General features: G+C 54.3%; 21 protein-coding genes. 14 read left to right on the forward strand and 7 right to left on the reverse strand.

The features are described 5' to 3' along the window. Positions 1–29 precede the first annotated feature (29 nt). Complete coding sequence (locus CTZ24_RS04470; protein WP_021185912.1) at positions 30–458, forward strand: OsmC family protein; 429 nt, start codon at positions 30–32, stop codon at positions 456–458. 80 nt (positions 459–538) lie between these two features. Then, positions 539–646, forward strand: coding sequence for a small membrane protein YniD (yniD, locus tag CTZ24_RS26680; protein ID WP_223300457.1), 108 nt, complete (start codon positions 539–541; stop codon positions 644–646). Positions 647–761: 115 nt separating this feature from the next. On the opposite strand, the gene CTZ24_RS04475 is transcribed toward yniD, so the two are convergent. Both CTZ24_RS04475 and CTZ24_RS04480 read right to left on the reverse strand, forming a co-directional pair. Further along, on the reverse strand, positions 762–992 hold the full coding sequence (locus CTZ24_RS04475; RefSeq protein ID WP_036627577.1) for a hypothetical protein: 231 nt from the start codon (positions 990–992) through the stop codon (positions 762–764). 112 nt (positions 993–1,104) lie between these two features. Beyond that, on the reverse strand, positions 1,105–1,275 hold the full coding sequence (locus CTZ24_RS04480) for a hypothetical protein (RefSeq protein ID WP_021185909.1): 171 nt from the start codon (positions 1,273–1,275) through the stop codon (positions 1,105–1,107). Between the two features lie 215 nt (positions 1,276–1,490). Here CTZ24_RS04480 and CTZ24_RS04485 point away from each other — a divergent pair, with 215 nt between their 5' ends. Continuing rightward, the gene (locus CTZ24_RS04485) at positions 1,491–1,658 is read left to right on the forward strand and encodes a hypothetical protein (protein WP_013508057.1); all 168 of its coding nucleotides are present in this window, start codon (positions 1,491–1,493) and stop codon (positions 1,656–1,658) included. Between the two features lie 85 nt (positions 1,659–1,743). Here the strand turns inward: CTZ24_RS04485 and CTZ24_RS04490 are convergent, their stop codons facing one another. Beyond that, positions 1,744–2,394, reverse strand: a complete 651-nt coding sequence (locus CTZ24_RS04490) for a CPBP family intramembrane glutamic endopeptidase (protein ID WP_021185908.1) — start codon at positions 2,392–2,394, stop codon at positions 1,744–1,746. A gap of 219 nt (positions 2,395–2,613) precedes the next feature. Between CTZ24_RS04490 and CTZ24_RS04495 the strand changes: the two genes are divergently transcribed. Beyond that, on the forward strand, positions 2,614–5,187 hold the full coding sequence (locus tag CTZ24_RS04495; RefSeq protein WP_208724927.1) for a bifunctional diguanylate cyclase/phosphodiesterase: 2,574 nt from the start codon (positions 2,614–2,616) through the stop codon (positions 5,185–5,187). A gap of 271 nt (positions 5,188–5,458) precedes the next feature. Then, a complete protein-coding gene (locus CTZ24_RS04500; RefSeq protein WP_021185905.1) occupies positions 5,459–5,758 on the forward strand; it encodes an I78 family peptidase inhibitor in 300 nt (99 codons plus the stop codon). Between the two features lie 173 nt (positions 5,759–5,931). On the opposite strand, the gene CTZ24_RS04505 is transcribed toward CTZ24_RS04500, so the two are convergent. Further along, positions 5,932–6,183 carry a biofilm development regulator YmgB/AriR family protein gene (locus CTZ24_RS04505; RefSeq protein WP_021185904.1) on the reverse strand — a complete coding sequence of 84 codons (252 nt, stop codon included), beginning with the start codon at positions 6,181–6,183 and terminating at the stop codon, positions 5,932–5,934. A gap of 391 nt (positions 6,184–6,574) precedes the next feature. Here CTZ24_RS04505 and CTZ24_RS04510 point away from each other — a divergent pair, with 391 nt between their 5' ends. Continuing rightward, a complete protein-coding gene (locus tag CTZ24_RS04510; RefSeq protein WP_208724928.1) occupies positions 6,575–7,879 on the forward strand; it encodes a multidrug efflux MFS transporter in 1,305 nt (434 codons plus the stop codon). Here CTZ24_RS04510 and CTZ24_RS04515 read toward each other — a convergent pair. Next, complete coding sequence (locus CTZ24_RS04515) at positions 7,818–10,886, reverse strand: beta-galactosidase (protein WP_208724929.1); 3,069 nt, start codon at positions 10,884–10,886, stop codon at positions 7,818–7,820. The two genes, CTZ24_RS04510 and CTZ24_RS04515, sit on opposite strands and share 62 nt — an antisense overlap. 253 nt (positions 10,887–11,139) lie before the next feature. Between CTZ24_RS04515 and CTZ24_RS04520 the strand changes: the two genes are divergently transcribed. From CTZ24_RS04520 to CTZ24_RS04535, 4 genes are all read left to right on the forward strand, one after another. Further along, positions 11,140–11,298 (forward strand): hypothetical protein, encoded by a 159-nt coding sequence (locus tag CTZ24_RS04520; RefSeq protein WP_021185903.1) that lies wholly within the window; start codon positions 11,140–11,142, stop codon positions 11,296–11,298. A gap of 220 nt (positions 11,299–11,518) precedes the next feature. Then, positions 11,519–11,773 (forward strand): anti-adapter protein IraP, encoded by a 255-nt coding sequence (gene iraP, locus CTZ24_RS04525; RefSeq protein WP_208724930.1) that lies wholly within the window; start codon positions 11,519–11,521, stop codon positions 11,771–11,773. Positions 11,774–11,879: 106 nt separating this feature from the next. After that, a complete protein-coding gene (locus CTZ24_RS04530; protein ID WP_208724931.1) occupies positions 11,880–12,182 on the forward strand; it encodes a PsiF family protein in 303 nt (100 codons plus the stop codon). A gap of 176 nt (positions 12,183–12,358) precedes the next feature. Continuing rightward, complete coding sequence (locus CTZ24_RS04535) at positions 12,359–13,885, forward strand: FAD-dependent oxidoreductase (RefSeq protein WP_208724932.1); 1,527 nt, start codon at positions 12,359–12,361, stop codon at positions 13,883–13,885. A gap of 55 nt (positions 13,886–13,940) precedes the next feature. On the opposite strand, the gene proC is transcribed toward CTZ24_RS04535, so the two are convergent. Beyond that, entirely contained in the window at positions 13,941–14,753 is an 813-nt protein-coding gene (gene proC, locus CTZ24_RS04540; RefSeq protein ID WP_208724933.1) for a pyrroline-5-carboxylate reductase, read from the reverse strand. 133 nt (positions 14,754–14,886) lie between these two features. On the opposite strand from proC, the gene CTZ24_RS04545 reads away from it, so the two are divergent. After that, complete coding sequence (locus tag CTZ24_RS04545) at positions 14,887–15,333, forward strand: YaiI/YqxD family protein (RefSeq protein WP_021185897.1); 447 nt, start codon at positions 14,887–14,889, stop codon at positions 15,331–15,333. Here the strand turns inward: CTZ24_RS04545 and CTZ24_RS04550 are convergent. After that, the gene (locus CTZ24_RS04550; protein ID WP_021185896.1) at positions 15,330–16,034 is read right to left on the reverse strand and encodes a DUF2076 domain-containing protein; all 705 of its coding nucleotides are present in this window, start codon (positions 16,032–16,034) and stop codon (positions 15,330–15,332) included. The genes CTZ24_RS04545 and CTZ24_RS04550 overlap by 4 nt on opposite strands. A gap of 284 nt (positions 16,035–16,318) precedes the next feature. On the opposite strand from CTZ24_RS04550, the gene aroL reads away from it, so the two are divergent. The 3 genes from aroL to CTZ24_RS04565 all read left to right on the forward strand — a co-directional run bounded on the left by aroL (position 16,319) and on the right by CTZ24_RS04565 (position 18,234). Beyond that, the gene (gene aroL, locus CTZ24_RS04555) at positions 16,319–16,843 is read left to right on the forward strand and encodes a shikimate kinase AroL (protein ID WP_021185895.1); all 525 of its coding nucleotides are present in this window, start codon (positions 16,319–16,321) and stop codon (positions 16,841–16,843) included. A gap of 165 nt (positions 16,844–17,008) precedes the next feature. Next, the gene (locus CTZ24_RS04560; RefSeq protein WP_021185894.1) at positions 17,009–17,200 is read left to right on the forward strand and encodes a YaiA family protein; all 192 of its coding nucleotides are present in this window, start codon (positions 17,009–17,011) and stop codon (positions 17,198–17,200) included. A 281-nt stretch (positions 17,201–17,481) separates the two neighbouring features. Beyond that, positions 17,482–18,234: an IclR family transcriptional regulator gene (locus CTZ24_RS04565; protein WP_021185893.1), complete on the forward strand. Its 753-nt coding sequence runs from the start codon at positions 17,482–17,484 to the stop codon at positions 18,232–18,234. Positions 18,235–18,346 lie beyond the last annotated feature (112 nt).

The following is an 18,346-nucleotide window of genomic DNA, read 5'->3' on the forward strand; positions in this document are numbered from 1 at the left end:
CTCCCTGTCTGACTAACCGGAGGAATGATATGACCATTCACAAGAAAGGATCTGCCCATTGGGAAGGTGACATCAAAGGGAAAGGCACCGTAAGCACCGAGAGCGGCGTACTGAGCAATCAGCCTTATGGCTTCAATACGCGCTTCGAAGGCGCAAAGGGGACCAATCCGGAAGAGTTGATTGGTGCTGCGCACGCCGCCTGTTTTTCCATGGCGCTGTCGTTGATGCTGGGTCAGGCGGGACATCCGCCGGAAAGCATTGATACCACTGCGGATGTGTCGCTGGACAAAAAAGGCGAGGGATTTGCCATCACAAAAATCGCGCTGACCAGCAGCGTGACGTTGCCAGGCATTGATAACGCCAGATTTGATGAGATTATTCAGCAGGCGAAAGCCGGTTGCCCGGTTTCCCAGGTATTGAATGCCGAGATCACCCTCGACTACACGCTGAATAATTGATCGCCTCAATGGCAGACCAGAGCTAGAATCGATGATGCGCTTACGGGCGCATCGTTGCTTTCTGCTGATCGGGAGGAGACTTGGCAAAATATCTGGCTGCGAAAAAACACTGGAAAATGGTTTTGGTGTTGCTGTGTATTTGCGGTGCGCTGCTATTGATTCGCTGGGCGGCGATGATATGGGCTTAAAGGATTGGATCAGCCGACATAAGCTGGGTGTGCTGGTGATGGTGATTCTGGCCCTGGAGCTGGTGCATTACCTGCTGACCGCCAGTTGGCTACCCTGGCAACTGGGCTAAGATTCTCAGGCGTATTCGTTGTCAGGGCGCGCCGTACGGATGTTACTGCGGGCGATACGATAGGCTTTGCGCGGGTCCCCCACCACAAATTCAAAGGTCGGCGAGTAATAAAACGGCAGCCAGCCTCCATAGCCGCTCTCCCACTCCCAGCGCACCGGGCACGGCCAGAGAATGCCATCATACAAAATGTAATAAACCCAGCGTCCGTTAGGACGGCGGGGGCGAGTTGTTTTCATGGGAGTCACAACAGTAATAGTGTAAATCTGCTTATATTTTGAACGCTAAACCCGGCACTTGCAACGCCAGTGGCGTAATTTATCTGCACCTGATTGCCTTGCTGGTAGCAAATTAACGGTGTACCTCGCCGCAAATCAGGACCACGTTAGGGCGCACTTTATGAATGCGTGCCGCCATCTGCTCACAGGCCACTTTGGTCGGATAAATGTATTCCGACACTGGCAACGCGTCACAGGCATCATGTCCACACGCGCTCACTAACAATACAAAACCAATCAGCATGGTTTGGCTCCTGATACACATTTTCTCTGGCACGGAAAGTGTGGCTGTTTGTTCCCTTTTAACGATCCAGTATAGCCAAACGAAACGGGAGCGGGTTATCACCCTGAGCGGCTTTTTTTTGCCCTAACGACCGGATTATACCTGGGCCGGTGCACAACATCAGCGCATTCTGAGCTAAACTGTGCGGCCCTGGAAAAATGAGAAGTGAGTAACACATGTCGATTGAAATTGCCCATCCGGCCAGCAGCCCGAAACAAGCCGCTCTGCAACTGGTGATTGAACTGGTGCGCGCCGGAAAACTTAGCCCGCTGCACGGCGACGCCTCGAATATGATTTCCATCTACGAACAGTTTAAAAACCACTTCGAAGCGGAAAAAGAGTAACGGCGCGATACCCGAAAAGTCCGCGCGATAAATCGCGCCGCTACGGAATGGGAGTCGCCCTGTAGCGGCGCGATTTATCGCGCGTCTACCCGGCGTAATACCAGACCGGCAGAATCGCGATCAGGTTATTTAGCGTGTGCAGGAACACCGGCAGTGCCAGGCTGTTGCTGCGCAGGCGTGCATAGCACAGCAGCAGTGAGAACAGTGTCAGTGCCACAATGGTTTCCCAATGCACGTATTGGGTATGCATGGCGGCGAACAGCAGCGAGGTCAGCAACATGCAGGCAAAGCGGCTTTTCGGTGCCCACAGCAGGAACCCCTGCAACAGAAAACCGCGAAACAACACCTCTTCAAATACCGGAGCCAGCAACACCGCCGTCAGCAACAGGATCAGCATCGAGCTGCGCCCCTGCTGCGTTTGCGCCACCAGCCATCCTTCCGGTTGCATAAACTGCGTTTGTGCCGCCATCAAAATGAATAACGCGCCAATAAACAATAGGGTCTGACCGGGACGGAGATAGCCGAGCGGGATGTCATTACGACGCTGGCAATAGAAGCGGTACAGCGGATAGATCACCGCAAATTCGAACAGACAAAGTACCGGCACCAGCAAACCGTCATTACGCAGCACGCCGTAGTTAGGAAACAGCGTAATCAGCATGGTAACGAGGTAATAAACCACAAAGCTGCCAACGTAAAACAGCGTCAACGTGACTTTGTCGGATTGGGTGTCCATAGGCGACTCAGCGAGCAGAGGAAATCGCATAGTAGCAATGGCGATGATCGCTGTCGAGGGCGCGGTGGGGAGATTTCTGCTGCTCAAATATTCTGCCATTGGGCTAAATCTGGCGCGCGCCGCGCCGATAATCGAAAAAATCATTACAGGGTACAGTTGCGTGATGAATGCGACCTGCATCCTCTTTTTTGCAGTCTGTTTTTTTCGCGAGCATTGCGCATGAATTCTGAGTCTCACTGGTTTGCCAGGGCCAACAGGGAAGCACTTACGGTACGCGTGACACGGCGTAGCCTGCGTACGCTCACCGCATTGCTGTTTGGTGTGCTGGTGCTCTCAATGGTGATGGTGATGGCGATTGCCCATCATCAAAATAATGTTTCCATCGAACATGACGAGATGCTGCTACGTCAGGCGTGGCATGCCCGTCAGCAGGAGATGTTGATCGATGTGCGCGATTACGCCTTCTGGGGGGAGGGCTATAAAAACCTGCATCTTCAGCTCAACAAGGTCTGGGCGTTTGATGAAGAGAACCTTGGCGCGAACCTGTACAAGGAGTACCACTACGAAGGGGTGTTTGTGGTTGATGGCGCGGGTCAGACGCGTTACGCGATCATCAATGGTGAGATGGTAGACACTCCGCTGGAAAGCTGGCTGGGCGCACAAACCGCCACGCTGTTGACGGTAACGCGCAAATTAGGGCACGAAGCAATTGCCCGTAACGTGCAGATATTTGGCCAGCCCGCGTTGGTCGTCTCTGCTCCGATTACTCCAGGTAAAGTCCCCAATTTACCCACTCTCCCCGGCCCGCCATCGGTGCTGGTATTTGTGAATATTTTTACCCCGGCGAAACTTCAGGCGATGGGCAAAGCGATGGATGTCATCAATCCACATGCCCCCACCAGCAGTGATGATGCGCAGGATGAGCCCCGGTTGGTGGAGACGACTGTGGGGGGGGAACCGGTGGTGATTCGCTGGCAGGCCAAGTCCCCAGGCATGGGGTTGATTTGGTTACTGCTGCCGCTGTTGGTGTTGATGGCGCTGACCATTGCGCTGGTGACCCGTCGGGTGGTGCGTCATGCGTTATATAACGCGGTCCTGTCCGATCGCCGTTTTGAAATGCTCACCATCAGCCAGCGCGAACTGGCCGACAGTGAGGAGCGTTTTCGCGATCTGGCTGAAGCGGCATCCGACTGGATCTGGGAAACGGATGACCAGGGGCGTTTATGCTACCTTTCCGCGCGGTTTACCGAGGTCACCGGGCATGAGGTGAAACGCTGGCTTGGCCGTCATCTTGATCATCTGCTCAGTCATCCCAGCCATTCACTGGTGACCTGGTTGATGCGCCAGGGGGAAGATGTCCCTCGCGTGCCGTTGCGTTGTCAGTTTATGTCGGCAACCGGTGAACGGCGCATTGGGCAACTGATGGCAAAAACCATTCGTCGCAACGGCTTGCGGTCCGGCTTCCGTGGCACCGTGTCGGATATCACCTATGAAGTGGACGCACAGGCGCGTATTCAGTTTCTGTCACGTCACGACATGCTGACTGGTCTGGCAAATCGCATGCAGTTGCAGGAGTTTCTTACCTCACATCTCAACCAGGCGACGGATGATGACCCGTTGATTGTTATCAGTCTCGATCTTGATCAGTTCAAGCCCATCAACGACACCTGGGGACATACGGTAGGGGATGCGGTCCTGAACCAGATTTCCCAACGGTTGCAAAGTCTGATGGGCGCGCATGAACTGGCGGCGCGCCTGGGAGGCGACGAGTTTATTTTGGTGATGCGTGAGGCATCTCGCGCCGGGGTTGAGTATCGTTGCCGTGCGCTGCAACGTGCGATCCACCAGCCGGTGCTGAGTGGTTCACACCAGCTCAGCCTGACGGCCAGCATGGGGATCGTCTGTGCGCCGCAGGATGCCAGCCATCCAGAGGCGTTGCTACGCCTGGCGGATATTGCGCTGGGGCAGGCACGCGCTGCCGGGCGTAATCAATGGGTGTGGTACTCCAATGAGATGGCGAGTCATTTGCAATCGAAGCGTGAAATGGTACAGGCGATTGAAGTCGCGCTCGGCAGTGAGGCCTTCAGCCTGCATTATCAACCACGTTATCAGTTGCAAAATGGTCAGTTGGCCGGTGCTGAAGCCTTGATTCGCTGGCAGGTGGCTGAGGACAAATGGATCTCCCCTGACCGTTTTATTCCCCTCGCCGAAGAGAATGGTTTGATCAATGCCATCAGTGATTGGGTGCTGATGCGCGCCTGTACTGATGCACGCGACTGGGGGGATCAACGGTACGTTTCCGTTAATATCTCGCCGGTGGAGTTTCGTGGCAGCGATTTGGTGCAGCGCGTCGCTCGTGCGCTGGAGGCCAGCGGTTTACCGGCGACCCGGCTGGAGCTGGAAATCACCGAAAACATCACTTTTGAGCACCCGGATCGCGCCCTGGAAATCATGCAGGGACTGCGCGCTCTGGGGGTACGGTTAACGGTGGATGATTTTGGTACCGGCTATGCGGCGCTGGGTTATTTGAAAACGTTCCCGTTTAACGGCCTGAAGATTGATCGCTCGTGGATGAAGGAGTTTCCTGAGTCGCCACAGGCGCAATCGGTGGTCGCGGGGATTGTCGGGTTGGCGCGCGCGTTTGCGCTGACCATCACAGCCGAAGGGATTGAAACCGAAGCGCAACTGAACGAATTGAAAGTGTTGTCTTGCGAAGAAGGGCAGGGCTACTTTCTTGGGCGACCGATGCCGCTGGCGGCGTTCAGAGCGCTACTGAATCAACAAGATGTTTAACGCACTTTAATGGCCAAACAGGTCATCAAAATTGCAAAACCAATAAAAATTGCGAGTTCCATAATCATCACCTCAGATAAATCTTAGGTAATTTTACTCAATGGTTGCTGAAATATTGGGCAGATTGTGTGATTAATCCGAAAAAGTGCGATCGCGATCGCCTCGGGATGCGGTTTTTCTGCGATACGTCTGATGGTAATTTTTATGTTTCACAGGCACGCTTGGCTACTCTCGGGCAACCGGTTGTCTGATTATCCAGGAGGAGAAAAACGTGAAACATTATGGAAAAGCGCTGCTGGTGATGGGGTTCCTGACCCTGACTGCCTGCCAGTCGGCGAGTAAACCTGACACCGCTGCGAGCACGGCCCAGGACGCGGAAAACGATATGTGTGGCGCATCGCAGTATCAGAATTACATCGGCCAGCCTTTATCGGCCTTGCAGAAGCAACGTTTTGACGTGCCAGTGCGCGCCATTCCGTGGAATTCTGCGGTGACGATGGACTTCAATCTGCGCCGCCTGAATTTTACCGCTGATCAAAGCGGCAAGATTGACAAGGTCTACTGCGGGTAACATCAAACCGACATCGCATTGTCATCGCGCTGTCACAGCGTCGGGCGAGGATAGCTGCGCATTACGGAGATTTCCTCGTCACTCTCGAATATGCAATGCTCGTCTTGTTTTCCCGCCTCTGGCGGGATTTTTTTATGTCTGAATGCACGAAACCGTAGCGGCGCGATGGGGTTTTATTCATGCGGTCGCGCTTCCAGCAGTTGGGCCAGTAAGTTGCGATAACTTTGCAGGCGCTGCTCATCTCCCTCAAACTCCAGTTTCGCGATCACCCGCGCGATCACCGCCTTGCTGGTCGCGGGCTGACCCGCATCCATCAGTTCGCGCATAATGGCCGCCAGCAGATCGCCCTCATGCGGCGCATGCCAGGCTGGACTGTTAAAATAATCGGTAATCGCCCGACTGGCGCTGTTGGGATGCACTCTCATGGCTGACCTCCGCAGAGACAACGATGCCCGCTGCCTGGGACAGGCAACCGCGGGGAGATTTCGGGTTAAGTCTGCATACTGCCCAGAACGGGCAGCGCCCCACCAGCGGCGGCTGGTGGTTTTTTAAACATAGTTGCGGCGTCAAAAATTGTCAGTAACCGTCAGAAATATTTTTTCACGATTTGAGCTATGGACGATTTAGCAATTTTTTTTCGGGTTTGTTTTTGCACATTAACCCGCTGTAAATCGCCCTCTGCGTAATATTTGCTGTGCACAGAGGTAAGCTGACTAGCGGAAAACTGCGTTTTTATCCCTATGCCATGTTTTGCCGTCCGGCCCTGTCAATGGATTGTTAAACTGAACCCTCATTTCAATTTTGATGTGCTCTCTCATGTTACGCTCCGTAGAACCCTGGAAAATCAATCTGATCTCGGTCTGGTTCGGCTGTTTTTTTACCGGGTTGGCGATTAGCCAGATCATCCCGTTTCTGCCGTTGTATATCGAACATCTTGGGGTGCGCGGGGATAATGCGCTGAGCTTGTGGTCAGGGTTGACCTTCAGTATCACTTTCGTGATTTCTGCGGCGGTGGCACCGCTATGGGGCAGCCTCGCCGATCGTAAAGGGCGTAAGCTGATGCTGCTGCGCGCTTCGTTCGGCATGGGCGCGGTGATTCTGTTGCAGGCATTTGTCACCCATGCCTGGCAATTGCTGCTGTTGCGCGCCCTGATGGGGTTGACCTCGGGTTATATTCCCAATGCGATGGCGCTGGTGGCAGCGCAGGTGCCGCGTGAGCGCAGCGGTTGGGCGCTGAGCAGTGTCGCAACCGGTCAGATAGGCGGGGTGATCCTTGGGCCGATGATTGGCGGTCTGCTGGCTGACTGGCTCGGTCTGCGCATGGTGTTTATCGTCACCTCGGTATTATTGATGATCAGCTTTCTGGTCACACTTTTCCTGATTAAAGAAACCGGCTATACCCCGATTGGTAAAAAAGACAAGCTGAGTGGACGCGAGGTGTTTCGTAGCCTGGAAAATCCGCGTTTGATGGTGTGCCTGTTTATCACCACGATGGTCATCCAGATGTGCAACGGTTCGGTGAACCCGATTCTGACTCTGTTTGTGCGTGAACTGGCCCCTTCTGCTGAGAACATTGCGTTTCTCAGTGGTGTGATTGCCGCACTGCCGGGTATTTCGGCGCTCATCTCGGCACCGCGCCTTGGCAAGCTCGGCGACCGCATTGGTACTCAGCGCATTCTGATCGCCACCATGATTACCTCGCTGGTGCTGCTCACCGCCATGTCATTTGTCACCAGCGCCACGCAACTGGGCGTGCTGCGTTTTCTGCTGGGCTTTGCCGATGGCGCGATGATGCCTGCGGTGCAAACGCTGTTGGTTCGCCATTCGAGTGATAATATCACCGGGCGTATTTTTGGTTATAACCAGTCGTTTATGTATTTGGGCAATGTGGCTGGCCCGCTACTGGGGGCCGCAGTTTCCGCCGCAACGGGCTATCGCTGGGTGTTCTTTGCCACTGCGATGGTGGTGCTGATTAATGTCTTGTTGCTGCGTCGTTTCTATCGCCGCCCAAAAACCACGCTGGCGCACCCGGTGAACCAGCGTGACGAGGTGGAGAAGGCTACTGACGCAGCGTCAGGGAGAAGTGCCAGCGCTGCTGAGAAAGCAAAAACTCCGGGCTGACGCTTGGACTCCAGGAGTCATCACCGCCGACCCCCATATGGAAACCATCGAGATGCAGCCAGCAACCCGCTTCTGGCTGCAACAGGTGGCGATGTGAGGTGTCGCGCAACTGCTCCAGGCTGTGCTGACTGAGCGAGAAGGCAAAGTCACCGCTTACCTGCCAACTACCGGTATCGAGCTGGCGTGTCCCGCCGCGCAGACCATTCTCTCCGGGAAAAACGTATTCGGTGCGCATCGCACTCAACGGCTGCTGCCAGCGGGAGAACTGCGCTGCCAGTTGACGATCCGGATAGTTTTCATGCGGGCCGAGTCCCAGCCAACTGACCTGCTGCGGGGCGTGGGCCAGTTGTGTGCGTAAGCCAATACGTGCTGGTGGCGGCAAGCCTGCCGTCTGTTCGACGTCCACGTCGATAGTGAGTTCGCCATTGCCGCGAATCTGATAACGCTTGCGGCTGGTAAAAATCAGCTGACCGGCAAAAATCCACTGATGCCGCGTTTCGATCAATACACTGTGCTTTAGACTATCGATCTCCATCGCCACCAGCTGTGGCTCCAGTTGATCATAACCGGCGCGTTTCCAGCGTTCGACCCAGGCATTGGGATCCACATTAGCCGCTTCGCTTGTGCCGATATCGTTATCGATTGGCGCACGGATAAAACAATCTTCGAGCGGCGTCAGCAAGGTTTCCTCATCATTTACCAACCACTGCACCATCTCCCCACTGCGGCGGGAAAAATGCCAGCGCTGCTGCGGCAGGTACACGGCGATGAGATCATGATTGGACTCGATCTGCGGGGCCGGTTCAGGATTCGTCTGCGTCTCCAGCGGCAGGGCGGCAGGCAAGGACCATTGATGCCAGGCGACGCGTGCATCCGCCTCTGACCAGGAAGTGGCGCGTGGCTGGTGCACCGCCAGATTGAGCCAGCAATTCCCCTGCAATCCTTCTGCCGGTGGTAGATCAAAGGTCTGGCTGGCGCATGCTGCGATATCGAGCGGCAGTTCGCCACGGACAATGACTTGTCCCTCCTGCTCAATCGACCAGCGCAGCACTTCGTTATCGCTGTGGCGGAACAGATAATCGCTGCTGACGGTAAAACGGTACGGGTTCTGCGCATCAGGCGTGAACTGGAAAAACTGCTGTGCACGCTGGGCCTCGAACAATGCCGGATGCGGGGTGCGATCGGCAAACACCAGGCCATTCATACAGAACTGGCGATCATTCGGCGTATCGCCAAAGTCTCCGCCGTAGGCCTGCCACGGCTGGCCTTGCGCGTCATAGCGCGTCAGGCTTTGATCAACCCAATCCCAGACGAAGCCGCCCTGCAAACGCGGAAACTGGTGGAAGGCCTGCCAGTATTTGGCAAAGCCGCCAAAGCTGTTACCCATCGCGTGGGCATATTCACACAGGATCAGCGGCCGGATTTCGCCGGGCAGGCCAATCCACTTTTTCAGTGACCATTTGGGGACAGCCGGGAAGGGCTGGTCCTGATCGACGCGTGCATACATCGGGCAAACAATATCGGTAGCGGCGGTATTGGCTCCGCCGCCTTCATATTGCACCGGGCGTGTTGGATCGCTGCTTTTTACCCAGCGATACAGCGCATCATGGATGCTGCCGTGACCGGACTCATTGCCCAGCGACCAGATAATGATGCAGGGGTGATTACGGTCACGCTGCACCATGCGGGTGACGCGTTCGCTGTAAGCGGCAAACCAGCGCGGATCATCAGAGAGTCGATTCATCGGCTGCATGCCGTGGGTTTCGATATTGGCCTCATCGACCACGTACAAACCATATTCATCGCACAGGCGATACCACAGCGGGTGATTAGGGTAATGGGCGCAGCGCACCGCATTGAAGTTATGACGCTTCATCAGCTCGATATCACGACGCATGCTGGCTTCATCCACCACCTGACCCTTTTCCGGGTGATGTTCGTGACGGTTAACACCGCGAATCAGCAACGGCTGACCATTCAGGCATAACAGGCCATTTTCAATCGCCACGCGACGGAAACCGACATCGTATGCTTCCGCTTCCAGCAGATTGCCTTGATCATCCAGCAGCGAAACCACCGCACGGTATAAATGCGGCGTTTCGGCGCTCCATAACCTGGGGTGATTAACGGGCAAAACCAGCAAAGCGCGTTCCGGATAGTGGCCGCGTTCGTCAATGATGGCGCTGCCGGGCGTTTGTTGGTGTTCGCCGATCAGCGTTTCCCCCTGCCACAGGCTCAGACGCAGTCGACAGGGCTTGAGATGCTGGATCTTTACGCTGACACGCAAATCTGCACGGATATATTCCGGGCTGAGTTGCGTTTCGATCTGCACGTCAGCCAACTGTGTCTCGGGTTTATGCAGTAGAGTGACGTCACGAAAAATGCCGCTCATACGCCACATATCCTGATCTTCCAGGTAGCTGCCATCGCACCAGCGCAGCACCATCACGGCCAGCCGGTTACTGCCTGCTTGCAACGCGGCACTGAGATCGAATTCGGCCGGTAAGCGACTGTCCTGCGAATATCCTATCCAGTGGCCATTGCACCACACAAAGAAGGCGGAGTTTACGCCATCAAAGATAATGCGCGTCTGGCCCTGCTGTAGCCAGGTATCGTCAACATTAAATGTGAGCGAGTAACATCCGGTGGGGTTATTCGCCGGAACCAATGGCGGATTGACCGGAATAGGATATTGCACGTTGGTGTAAATGGGGGCGTCATAACCGTGTAATTGCCAGTTTGCGGGGACGGGAAGGGTGCCGGCATCCGGGAGATCCTGCAACAGCCAGCTTTGTGGCACCGCTTCTGGCTGGCTGAAATAACTGAATGTCCATTGACCGTTCAGACAGCGACGGGAAGGCGAAGGCCGATTGTCGCGGGCGGCTTGCTCGTCACGCCAGCTGGCAAAAGGGGGATGCGCATCCAGTCGGTTCAGGCTGGTGATCACCGGGTTTTCCCAGTCGCGCCGCGCCAGGATTTCATTCAGGGAAACAGAGACAGATGTCATATTAGGATCTCATTAATTGTAATGCGCTCACATTGCGTTAAATTGCGCCAACTGTAAAGCGCTGCGACCTGCTGTTGGGCAGGAATTTTTATCGCTTTTATTACGCCTTTGTCGGTTTTCTCCTGGCGTAGTGCCAGTAAATTGTTAAGCATGGTGAGCAGAGATGAATAGCGCCGGGTTGCGGAGAATTCTGTATTGTCGGGCGCGCTGGCGACTCATACACTCAGCGCGATTTCTCCATCCTGAGGTAATTATGGTCCGTATTGTTAAAATCGCAGCCGTTGTGGCATTGGTGACCGCGCTGAGCGGTTGTATTTTCCCGCCTCCGGGTGGCGGTGGTGGTTGGGGCGGCGGTGGCGGCGGTTGGGGTGGCCACGGTGGCGGTCCGGGTCGCGGATTTATGGGGCCATAAGCCATTAACCTCCCGGGTTAATTGCTGCTATAGCGCGCGAAACGTTTCACAAAAGCATTATTTATCAGAGAAACGTTTCGCCGCTTAATAATAAAATCCTGCATCAAGTTTTCTTTCCCGCCTTTTTTAACTGAGTTAACAGGATCGCATAAAAATCCCTGTTGTTTTATTCTGCTCAATGCTAACGTCAGCATTTCCCTCAACTAATTGAGTTGGTCGCATGAAAAATCTGATTGCGGAACTCCTGCTTAAGCTGGCTGAAAAAGAAGAAGAGTCTAAAGAATTAGTGGTCCAGGTTGAGGCGCTGGAAATTGTGGTTACGGCCTTGTTACGCAAACTTGAGCCGGAACAATTAAAAGGGATTACTTTGGGTATTGAAAACGCGATGGCACCGGCAACCGAGCCAGAAACGTCTCCCGATGCCCTGTTGCTACGTAATTACGTTGAAAAACTGCTTAACCATCCCCGCATATGATTTTCTCAACGCCTGTGATCGCCACAGGCGTTTTTCATTATATTTATTTCTGCTTTGCTTATCTCATGCCAGGCTTATCAGGCGATAACTCTATGGAGAAGATGCAATGAAATCGTTTTTTATGGCAATGATGGCTGCGGGCTTATTGTTAGCGGGTACTGCGGGTGCCGCAGAGAAAACGGCGCAGCAGGAAAAAATGACCATGTGTAATCAACATGCGTCATCGCAAAACCTGAAAGGTGATGCGCGTAAAAGCTTTATGAGCGACTGTCTGAAAAAAGACAGCAAAATGGGCAGCATGACGCCGCAGCAAATGAAGATGAAAACCTGTAACACCGAAGCGGGTGATAAAAAACTCAGCGGCGATGCACGTAAAACCTTTATGAGTTCGTGCCTGAAAAAAAGTTAATCTCCTGATAGCGGTCTGAGGGCCGCTATTTTTTATTTCCTGCTAAAAACCTCTGCTTAACAGACTGTTACCCGTCTCTCTTTAATATCAGCCCGCCAAATTATCAGGTTTTGCCAAACTTACTGTTTGTAGGGATTTAGGGCATCGCACCTGACTACAGTTAAGGGAGGCCAAACGTGAGCTATCAATCTGTCGTTGAGTTGAAAAAGCTTAAGCAACATAAACCGACCAAATTTACCGTCGGTGACAAAGATATTTTGCTGATCCGTGAAGGTGATCGTGTCCATGCTTTGCAAGCCAAATGCCCCCATGCTGGCGCACCACTCGAACAAGGGGCGGTATGCGGAGATGAATTGGTGTGCCCCTGGCATAAGGCGGTGTTTGGCATTGAAGATGGCAGGATGCGTGAGCCGCTGGCTCTGGCGGATTTGAAAAACTATCCGGTACGTATCGAACAGGGGCAGGTCTGGGTCAACACCAAAGCCATGTCCTCAGCCACGCTGCCTGCGACTGAACGAGAAAAACCGGTTTGCGTAGTGCTGGGATCGGGGGCGGCAGGCAGCGCAGCATTGTGGACGCTGCGACACGAAGGCTTCACCGGGCATCTGGTTCTGATTGAGCGCGAAGCTGAGGCACCCTACGATCGTACCGCGTTAAGTAAGTTTGTCCCGGCGGGAAAAATGGCTATCGAAGAGGTGCCGCGTTTACTGAAAGACGATGTGCTGGGGCATGTTGAGCGTATTCAGGCCAACGTGGTGGAGCTGGACAGTGCGGCGCAACAGTTGACGTTCTCCAATGGTCAGACCTTACCCTTTGATCAGCTCCTGATTGCCAGCGGTGGTAGCGCGCAGCCACTGGACATTCCTGGACGGGATTTGCCTGGTGTTCACCTGTTGCACTCGCTCAGCCAGGCCGCGTCGCTGCTGGAGGATGTTGATGAAACCCATCAGATCGTGATTGTTGGCAATAGCTTCATTGGTATGGAGTTGGCGGGCGCGCTGCGAAACCGGGATGTTGATGTCACCGTATTGGCGCGTCACCCACTGCCGTTTGCTAAACAATTTGGTGATGAAATTGGCCAATATTTTCGCGAACTGCACACCGGAAATGGGGTGAAGATGGTGCAGGGGGAACCGCAGGCGCTGATCGGTACTGAACACGTTGAAGCCATCACGCTGAAAAATGGTAAGCAACTCACGGCAGGTCTGGTGCTGTTTGCAACCGGTATTCAGCCAGTTACCGGATTTATCCATGATCTGGCAATGCAGGCAGATGGCAGCCTGACCACGGATAGTCAGCTACAGGTGGCGAAAAATATCTGGGCAGCGGGTGATATTGCCTGTTATCCCACGCCAAATGGGCCACTGCGTATCGAGCACTATCGGGTGGCGCAGCAACAGGGTCGAATTGCTGCTCTGAACATGTTGGGGCAACGCCAGCTGTTTGACCGTGTGCCCTTTTTCTGGACCGCACACTACGGCACGCGCTACGAATATCTGGGACATGCCACAGAATGGGATGAATACCGTTTACTGGGATCATTACAGGACAAGCGTTTTATCGCCTTTTATGGGCAGCAGGGAAAGCTGGCGGCAGCTTGTTCAGCGGGCATGTATACCTTGACGGCAGCGCTGGTAGAACTGATGCAGCAGCCGATGACAATGGCGCAGGGAATAGCGCTGTTTGAAGAACATCAAGGTTAAATACGAATGTCGTAGCGGCGCGATAAATCGTGCCGCTACGACAGAAGGGGCTAAATTACTGCTTACTTAGCGCATCGGATTTCTTCATACATTGCTGCATCGCTTCGATCACCGCAGCACGGAAGCCTTTCTCCTCCAACACTTTCACCGCTTCAATGGTGGTGCCGCCGGGAGAACACACCATATCTTTCAGTTCACCGGGATGTTTGCCGGTCTCCAGCACCATCTGCGCCGACCCCTTAACTGCCTGCGCGGCAAATTGATAGGCCTGGGCGCGGGGCATGCCGCCCAGTACCGCAGCATCGGCCATCGCCTCAATAAACATAAACACGTAGGCCGGGGCTGAACCGCTGACGCCGACCACCGCGTGAATCAGATATTCGCTGACCACTGCGGCCTTACCGAAGCTTTCGAAAATCGCCACCACTTCATCCGTTTCATGCTGCTCAACCAGCACATTCGGTGTCACCGATGTCATCCCTTCATTTACCAGCGAGGGTGTGTTCGGCATCACGCGGATGATTTTACGATCGTGGCCCAGCACGGCAGCCAGCGAATCCAGCGTCACTCCGGCGGCAATCGACACCACCAGCGCCTCTTTTTTTAGCTGACTCGCCAGATCCTTCAGCACTTTGAGAATGACATTGGGTTTCACCGCGCCAAACAGGATATCGACTTCCGCTGCCAGGCTTTCGGCACTCTCTGCCGCCGTCACGCCATACTGCTGCGCCAGAGCCTGATTGGTTGCCGGTTTGCGATCATAAACCAGGATATTGGCCGGGGCGATCTGCCCGCTGTTTACCAGACCGCTGATAATCGCTTTTGCCATATTACCGGCACCGATAAACCCGATTTTCTTCTCCAGCATTGCGTGATCCTTAAGATGGTTCAATTTTCTGTATCGGCTAGCTTACGTGGCTGGACGGCGCGATCAAATTAAATTTGCCATTCTGGCGCAGAACGGCAAGATCACACCCATTCACTGTAAGAAAGGATCCATTATGTCGATTTGGGTTGATGCTGATGCCTGCCCCAATGTCATCAAAGAAGTGTTGTACCGCGCCGCAGAACGCACACAAACCCTGGTGACCTTTGTGGCTAACCAGCCGCTGCGCGTGCCACCTTCACCGTGGCTGAAAACCTTGCAGGTTGCGGCAGGTTTTGATGTGGCTGATAACGAGATTGTCAAACGCGTTGAGCCGGGTGAGTTGGTGATCACCGGTGATATTCCGCTGGCAGCGGAGGTGCTGGAGAAGGGGGCGGCGGCGCTGAATCCGCGTGGTGAACGTTATTCGCCGGATACCATTCGTCAGCGCTTAACCATGCGCGACTTTATGGAAACCATGCGCGCCAGCGGGATTCAAAGCGGCGGCCCGTCGGCTCTCAGCCCACGCGACCGCCAGCAGTTTGCTAATGAACTGGATAAATGGTTACGTCAACGGCGTTAGACAAAGCTGTCGTCGTCGTTAAAATCGTCACTGCCGCCGAAATCGCTGAAGTCATTGTTGTCGGCGAAGCTGTTATCCCAGCCGCTGGTATTATCGTTCAGGAACGCGTTGTTGCTGTCGTTGACACCATTAAAGGTATCAAGATTGTCATCAACTTGTGGCAGCGCTGGCTCGTTGATGATGTTCACAATCTCTTCCGGCTGCGAATGATGGAACAGGCTGGTCAACATATCCGCCATCACCACACCACCGGCCACACCCACTGCGGTCTGCAATGCACCGCCGAGAAAACCGGTGCCACGCGCCGCTGGAGCACTGGCATACTGCGGCTGCTGATATTGCGGCTGCTGGGGTGGTGCGCTGTTCCACACCGGTTGCTGTTGCTGCGGTTGTGCCGCCGGACGTGAACCGCCGCCAAACAGGCTGGAGAGGAAACCGCCGCTGCTCTGCTGCGGTGCCTGCTGCTGTTGCTGCGCCTGCGCCAGACGATTCTCCAGCTCACCGATTTGCGCATTGAGCTTTTTCATCGCGGCTTCCTGAATCAGGATCGCCTGCGCCATGTAATAAGGTGCACCGGGCTGTGACAGCAAGTGTTGTTTGATTAACTGCTCTGCGCCCGCATCACGCGGGCCACTTTGACTCTCAGCCTGTTTCAGACGGCTGAACAGGCTTTCAATTAACTGTTGTTCTTCGCTCTGCATGGTAAACCTCCGTTTGCGAGTTATCCCACTATATGCGGGCGGGATGACAGAAAGTAAATCAACGCGCTGGTAAGCAAATGTTGCCCGAACTTACACTTTTGCGGATGCACAAAACTCGCATGATTTTTCCTTTATTAATTATATAGATATGAGATTGTATGGGCAAGATACGCGTAAATCGTGCTTCGCCGGTGGCTGATGAAATGAAATCCAGGTATCATGCGACGCAATATTGACCTGATGACAATGCCCGTGCGGCAAAACACGGCGGAGGATGAGCCAGGATGTCATTACCCATCTATCTGATCGGCGCACGCGGTTGCGGTAAAACCACCATTGGCCAGGCGCTGTCGCAGGCGCTCGGTTACGCCTTTCGTGATACCGACCATCACCTGCAAATCACCACTCAGCGTACCGTGGCGGAAATCGTGGCGGCTGAAGGCTGGGATAGCTTTCGCGCGCGCGAAAGCGAGTCGCTTCAGGCGGTCACTGCGCCCGGTACAATCATTGCCACCGGTGGCGGTATGGTGCTGGCCGAGGTGAATCGTCGCTTTATGCGTGAGCATGGCCAGGTTATCTGGTTGAATGCGCCTTCAACGGTGCTGGCCGACCGACTGGTGCGTCAGCCAGAAGCGGCGCAACGCCCGACCTTAACCGGCCGTCCGATTGCCGAAGAGATGGGCGATATCCTGCGTCAGCGTGCGCATCTTTACCATCAGGCGGCGCACCATGAGGTGAATGCCATGCAGTCGCCGGATTTGGTGGTGGAAGCGATCCTGCAATCCCTTTCTCTGGCGCGTGCCAGCTAACGTCTGCAAATTCCCCGTAACGGCGCGTTAAATCGCGCGCTTTTAAACCCCGCGCGATTAATCGCGCCGCTCCGTAAATTATCGTGATCCTCATTGTCTATACTTAAAAACGGACAGGGGATTACTGCTGTCCGTTTGGATAACTGAGTTACCCAGGAGGGCAATATGCCATCAAGACCACCTTACCCGCGCCAGGCCCGCATCGTCACCGTTGAAAAAGGCACGGCGGGCAATACCGTCACCTGGTACGAATTACGCGCCGATCATCCACGCCCGGACTCGCTAATTAGCGAACATAAAACTGAAGCGGAAGCGCAGGATGCCAAAAATCGCTATGAAGATGTGGAAAAAGAGTAATATCGGCTGGCAAGGATGCCAGTAATGACTTGCCGTTATTAACCATATTTTTCTCTTCCCGTGAATTCGCTGCAAAGCGGCCAGAAAGTTATCGTCTTTTCTGCGCTTAATTCTCTCTGCCTGATAAAATCACTCAGTTTTTACTTTATTCCTCATTTTATGCTGCCTTAATTTCCTGCCATTTTTGCTGGTACAAAATTTGCGCTTGACCACAAAAACCTGACGTTTTAATTTCGGGGTATTGAATCAGGAACTCAGTTCCAGATAGTGAAACTACTTTTATGACCACACTCGAAAATGCCGCCGCAGTGCTTAAGTTATTCCAGCGCTTTGGCGTGACGCAGGGGCATCCCGGCCTCACCTTCACCGAGGTGGTTGAGGCATTAGAACTGCCAAAAAGTACCGTTTCCCGTCTACTGGCGACGATGGAAAGTCAGGGGTTACTGGAACGCGATCCAGACAGCCGCTGCTTCCATATTGGTCGCGTACTGCTGTCGGTTGCGGGGCATTATCTCTCCACACCGTTGGTGGATAGTGCTTCGGGCGCGATGGCGCGCCTGGCCTCCAGCACCGGATGCATGGGGTATATCTCGGTGTTGGATGGGCACGATATCCTTGTGATGCGTATGTATCACGGACGCCTGTTTACCCAGTTGATTACCCCTCCGGGCACGCGGATGCCGGCGGCGGGGACGTCCACCGGTCGCGTGTTGCTGGCACAAAGCAGCGATGAAGAAGTTCGGGCGCGCTTTGCCGACGAGTGGCATGCCGCCTCACTTAACTCTCCGCTGGATGTTGATGCGCTTTGTACCGAGCTGGCCACTATTCGTCGCCAGGGGTGGGCGCTGGCACGCAATGAAACGTTACCGGGCATCAGTTCGATGGCGGTTGCTGTCACCAATAAACATCGCGGCGAAAGTGTCGCGCTCTGTCTCTCATTTCTTTCACAGGAAGCAGCCCCGGGTTATCCGGAAGCGCTGCTCAATGAATTACGCGCCACTGCGGCCATCATGGCCGAAAAATATGGTGCCTGATTTTACGGCGTAATATTTCGCGCCACACCAGGGAAATAACAGGCCTTCGGGCCTGCTTATTTCAACCGTCAGGGAATGATTATTTAACTCAATACCGCCGTCCCGCGTGTCG

The sequence above is a fragment of the Pantoea phytobeneficialis genome, assembly GCF_009728735.1.
GTDB classification, from domain to species: Bacteria; Pseudomonadota; Gammaproteobacteria; order Enterobacterales; family Enterobacteriaceae; genus Pantoea; species Pantoea phytobeneficialis.

Excerpts from the sequence above, each read along its gene's own strand:
- CTZ24_RS04520 (WP_021185903.1), top strand. The coding sequence starts at position 11,140 with ATGGTCCGTATTGTTAAAATCGCAGCCGTTGTGGCATTGGTGACCGCG.
- CTZ24_RS04495 (WP_208724927.1), top strand. The coding sequence starts at position 2,614 with ATGAATTCTGAGTCTCACTGGTTTGCCAGGGCCAACAGGGAAGCACTT.
- CTZ24_RS04475 (WP_036627577.1), bottom strand. The coding sequence starts at position 992 with ATGAAAACAACTCGCCCCCGCCGTCCTAACGGACGCTGGGTTTATTAC.
- CTZ24_RS04480 (WP_021185909.1), bottom strand. The coding sequence starts at position 1,275 with ATGCTGATTGGTTTTGTATTGTTAGTGAGCGCGTGTGGACATGATGCC.
- CTZ24_RS04490 (WP_021185908.1), bottom strand. The coding sequence starts at position 2,394 with ATGGACACCCAATCCGACAAAGTCACGTTGACGCTGTTTTACGTTGGC.
- CTZ24_RS04515 (WP_208724929.1), bottom strand. The coding sequence starts at position 10,886 with ATGACATCTGTCTCTGTTTCCCTGAATGAAATCCTGGCGCGGCGCGAC.
- CTZ24_RS04530 (WP_208724931.1), top strand. The coding sequence starts at position 11,880 with ATGAAATCGTTTTTTATGGCAATGATGGCTGCGGGCTTATTGTTAGCG.
- CTZ24_RS04560 (WP_021185894.1), top strand. The coding sequence starts at position 17,009 with ATGCCATCAAGACCACCTTACCCGCGCCAGGCCCGCATCGTCACCGTT.
- CTZ24_RS04565 (WP_021185893.1), top strand. The coding sequence starts at position 17,482 with ATGACCACACTCGAAAATGCCGCCGCAGTGCTTAAGTTATTCCAGCGC.
- CTZ24_RS04505 (WP_021185904.1), bottom strand. The coding sequence starts at position 6,183 with ATGAGAGTGCATCCCAACAGCGCCAGTCGGGCGATTACCGATTATTTT.
- CTZ24_RS04485 (WP_013508057.1), top strand. The coding sequence starts at position 1,491 with ATGTCGATTGAAATTGCCCATCCGGCCAGCAGCCCGAAACAAGCCGCT.
- CTZ24_RS04510 (WP_208724928.1), top strand. The coding sequence starts at position 6,575 with ATGTTACGCTCCGTAGAACCCTGGAAAATCAATCTGATCTCGGTCTGG.
- CTZ24_RS04545 (WP_021185897.1), top strand. The coding sequence starts at position 14,887 with ATGTCGATTTGGGTTGATGCTGATGCCTGCCCCAATGTCATCAAAGAA.
- proC (WP_208724933.1), bottom strand. The coding sequence starts at position 14,753 with ATGCTGGAGAAGAAAATCGGGTTTATCGGTGCCGGTAATATGGCAAAA.
- CTZ24_RS04550 (WP_021185896.1), bottom strand. The coding sequence starts at position 16,034 with ATGCAGAGCGAAGAACAACAGTTAATTGAAAGCCTGTTCAGCCGTCTG.
- iraP (WP_208724930.1), top strand. The coding sequence starts at position 11,519 with ATGAAAAATCTGATTGCGGAACTCCTGCTTAAGCTGGCTGAAAAAGAA.
- aroL (WP_021185895.1), top strand. The coding sequence starts at position 16,319 with ATGTCATTACCCATCTATCTGATCGGCGCACGCGGTTGCGGTAAAACC.
- CTZ24_RS04470 (WP_021185912.1), top strand. The coding sequence starts at position 30 with ATGACCATTCACAAGAAAGGATCTGCCCATTGGGAAGGTGACATCAAA.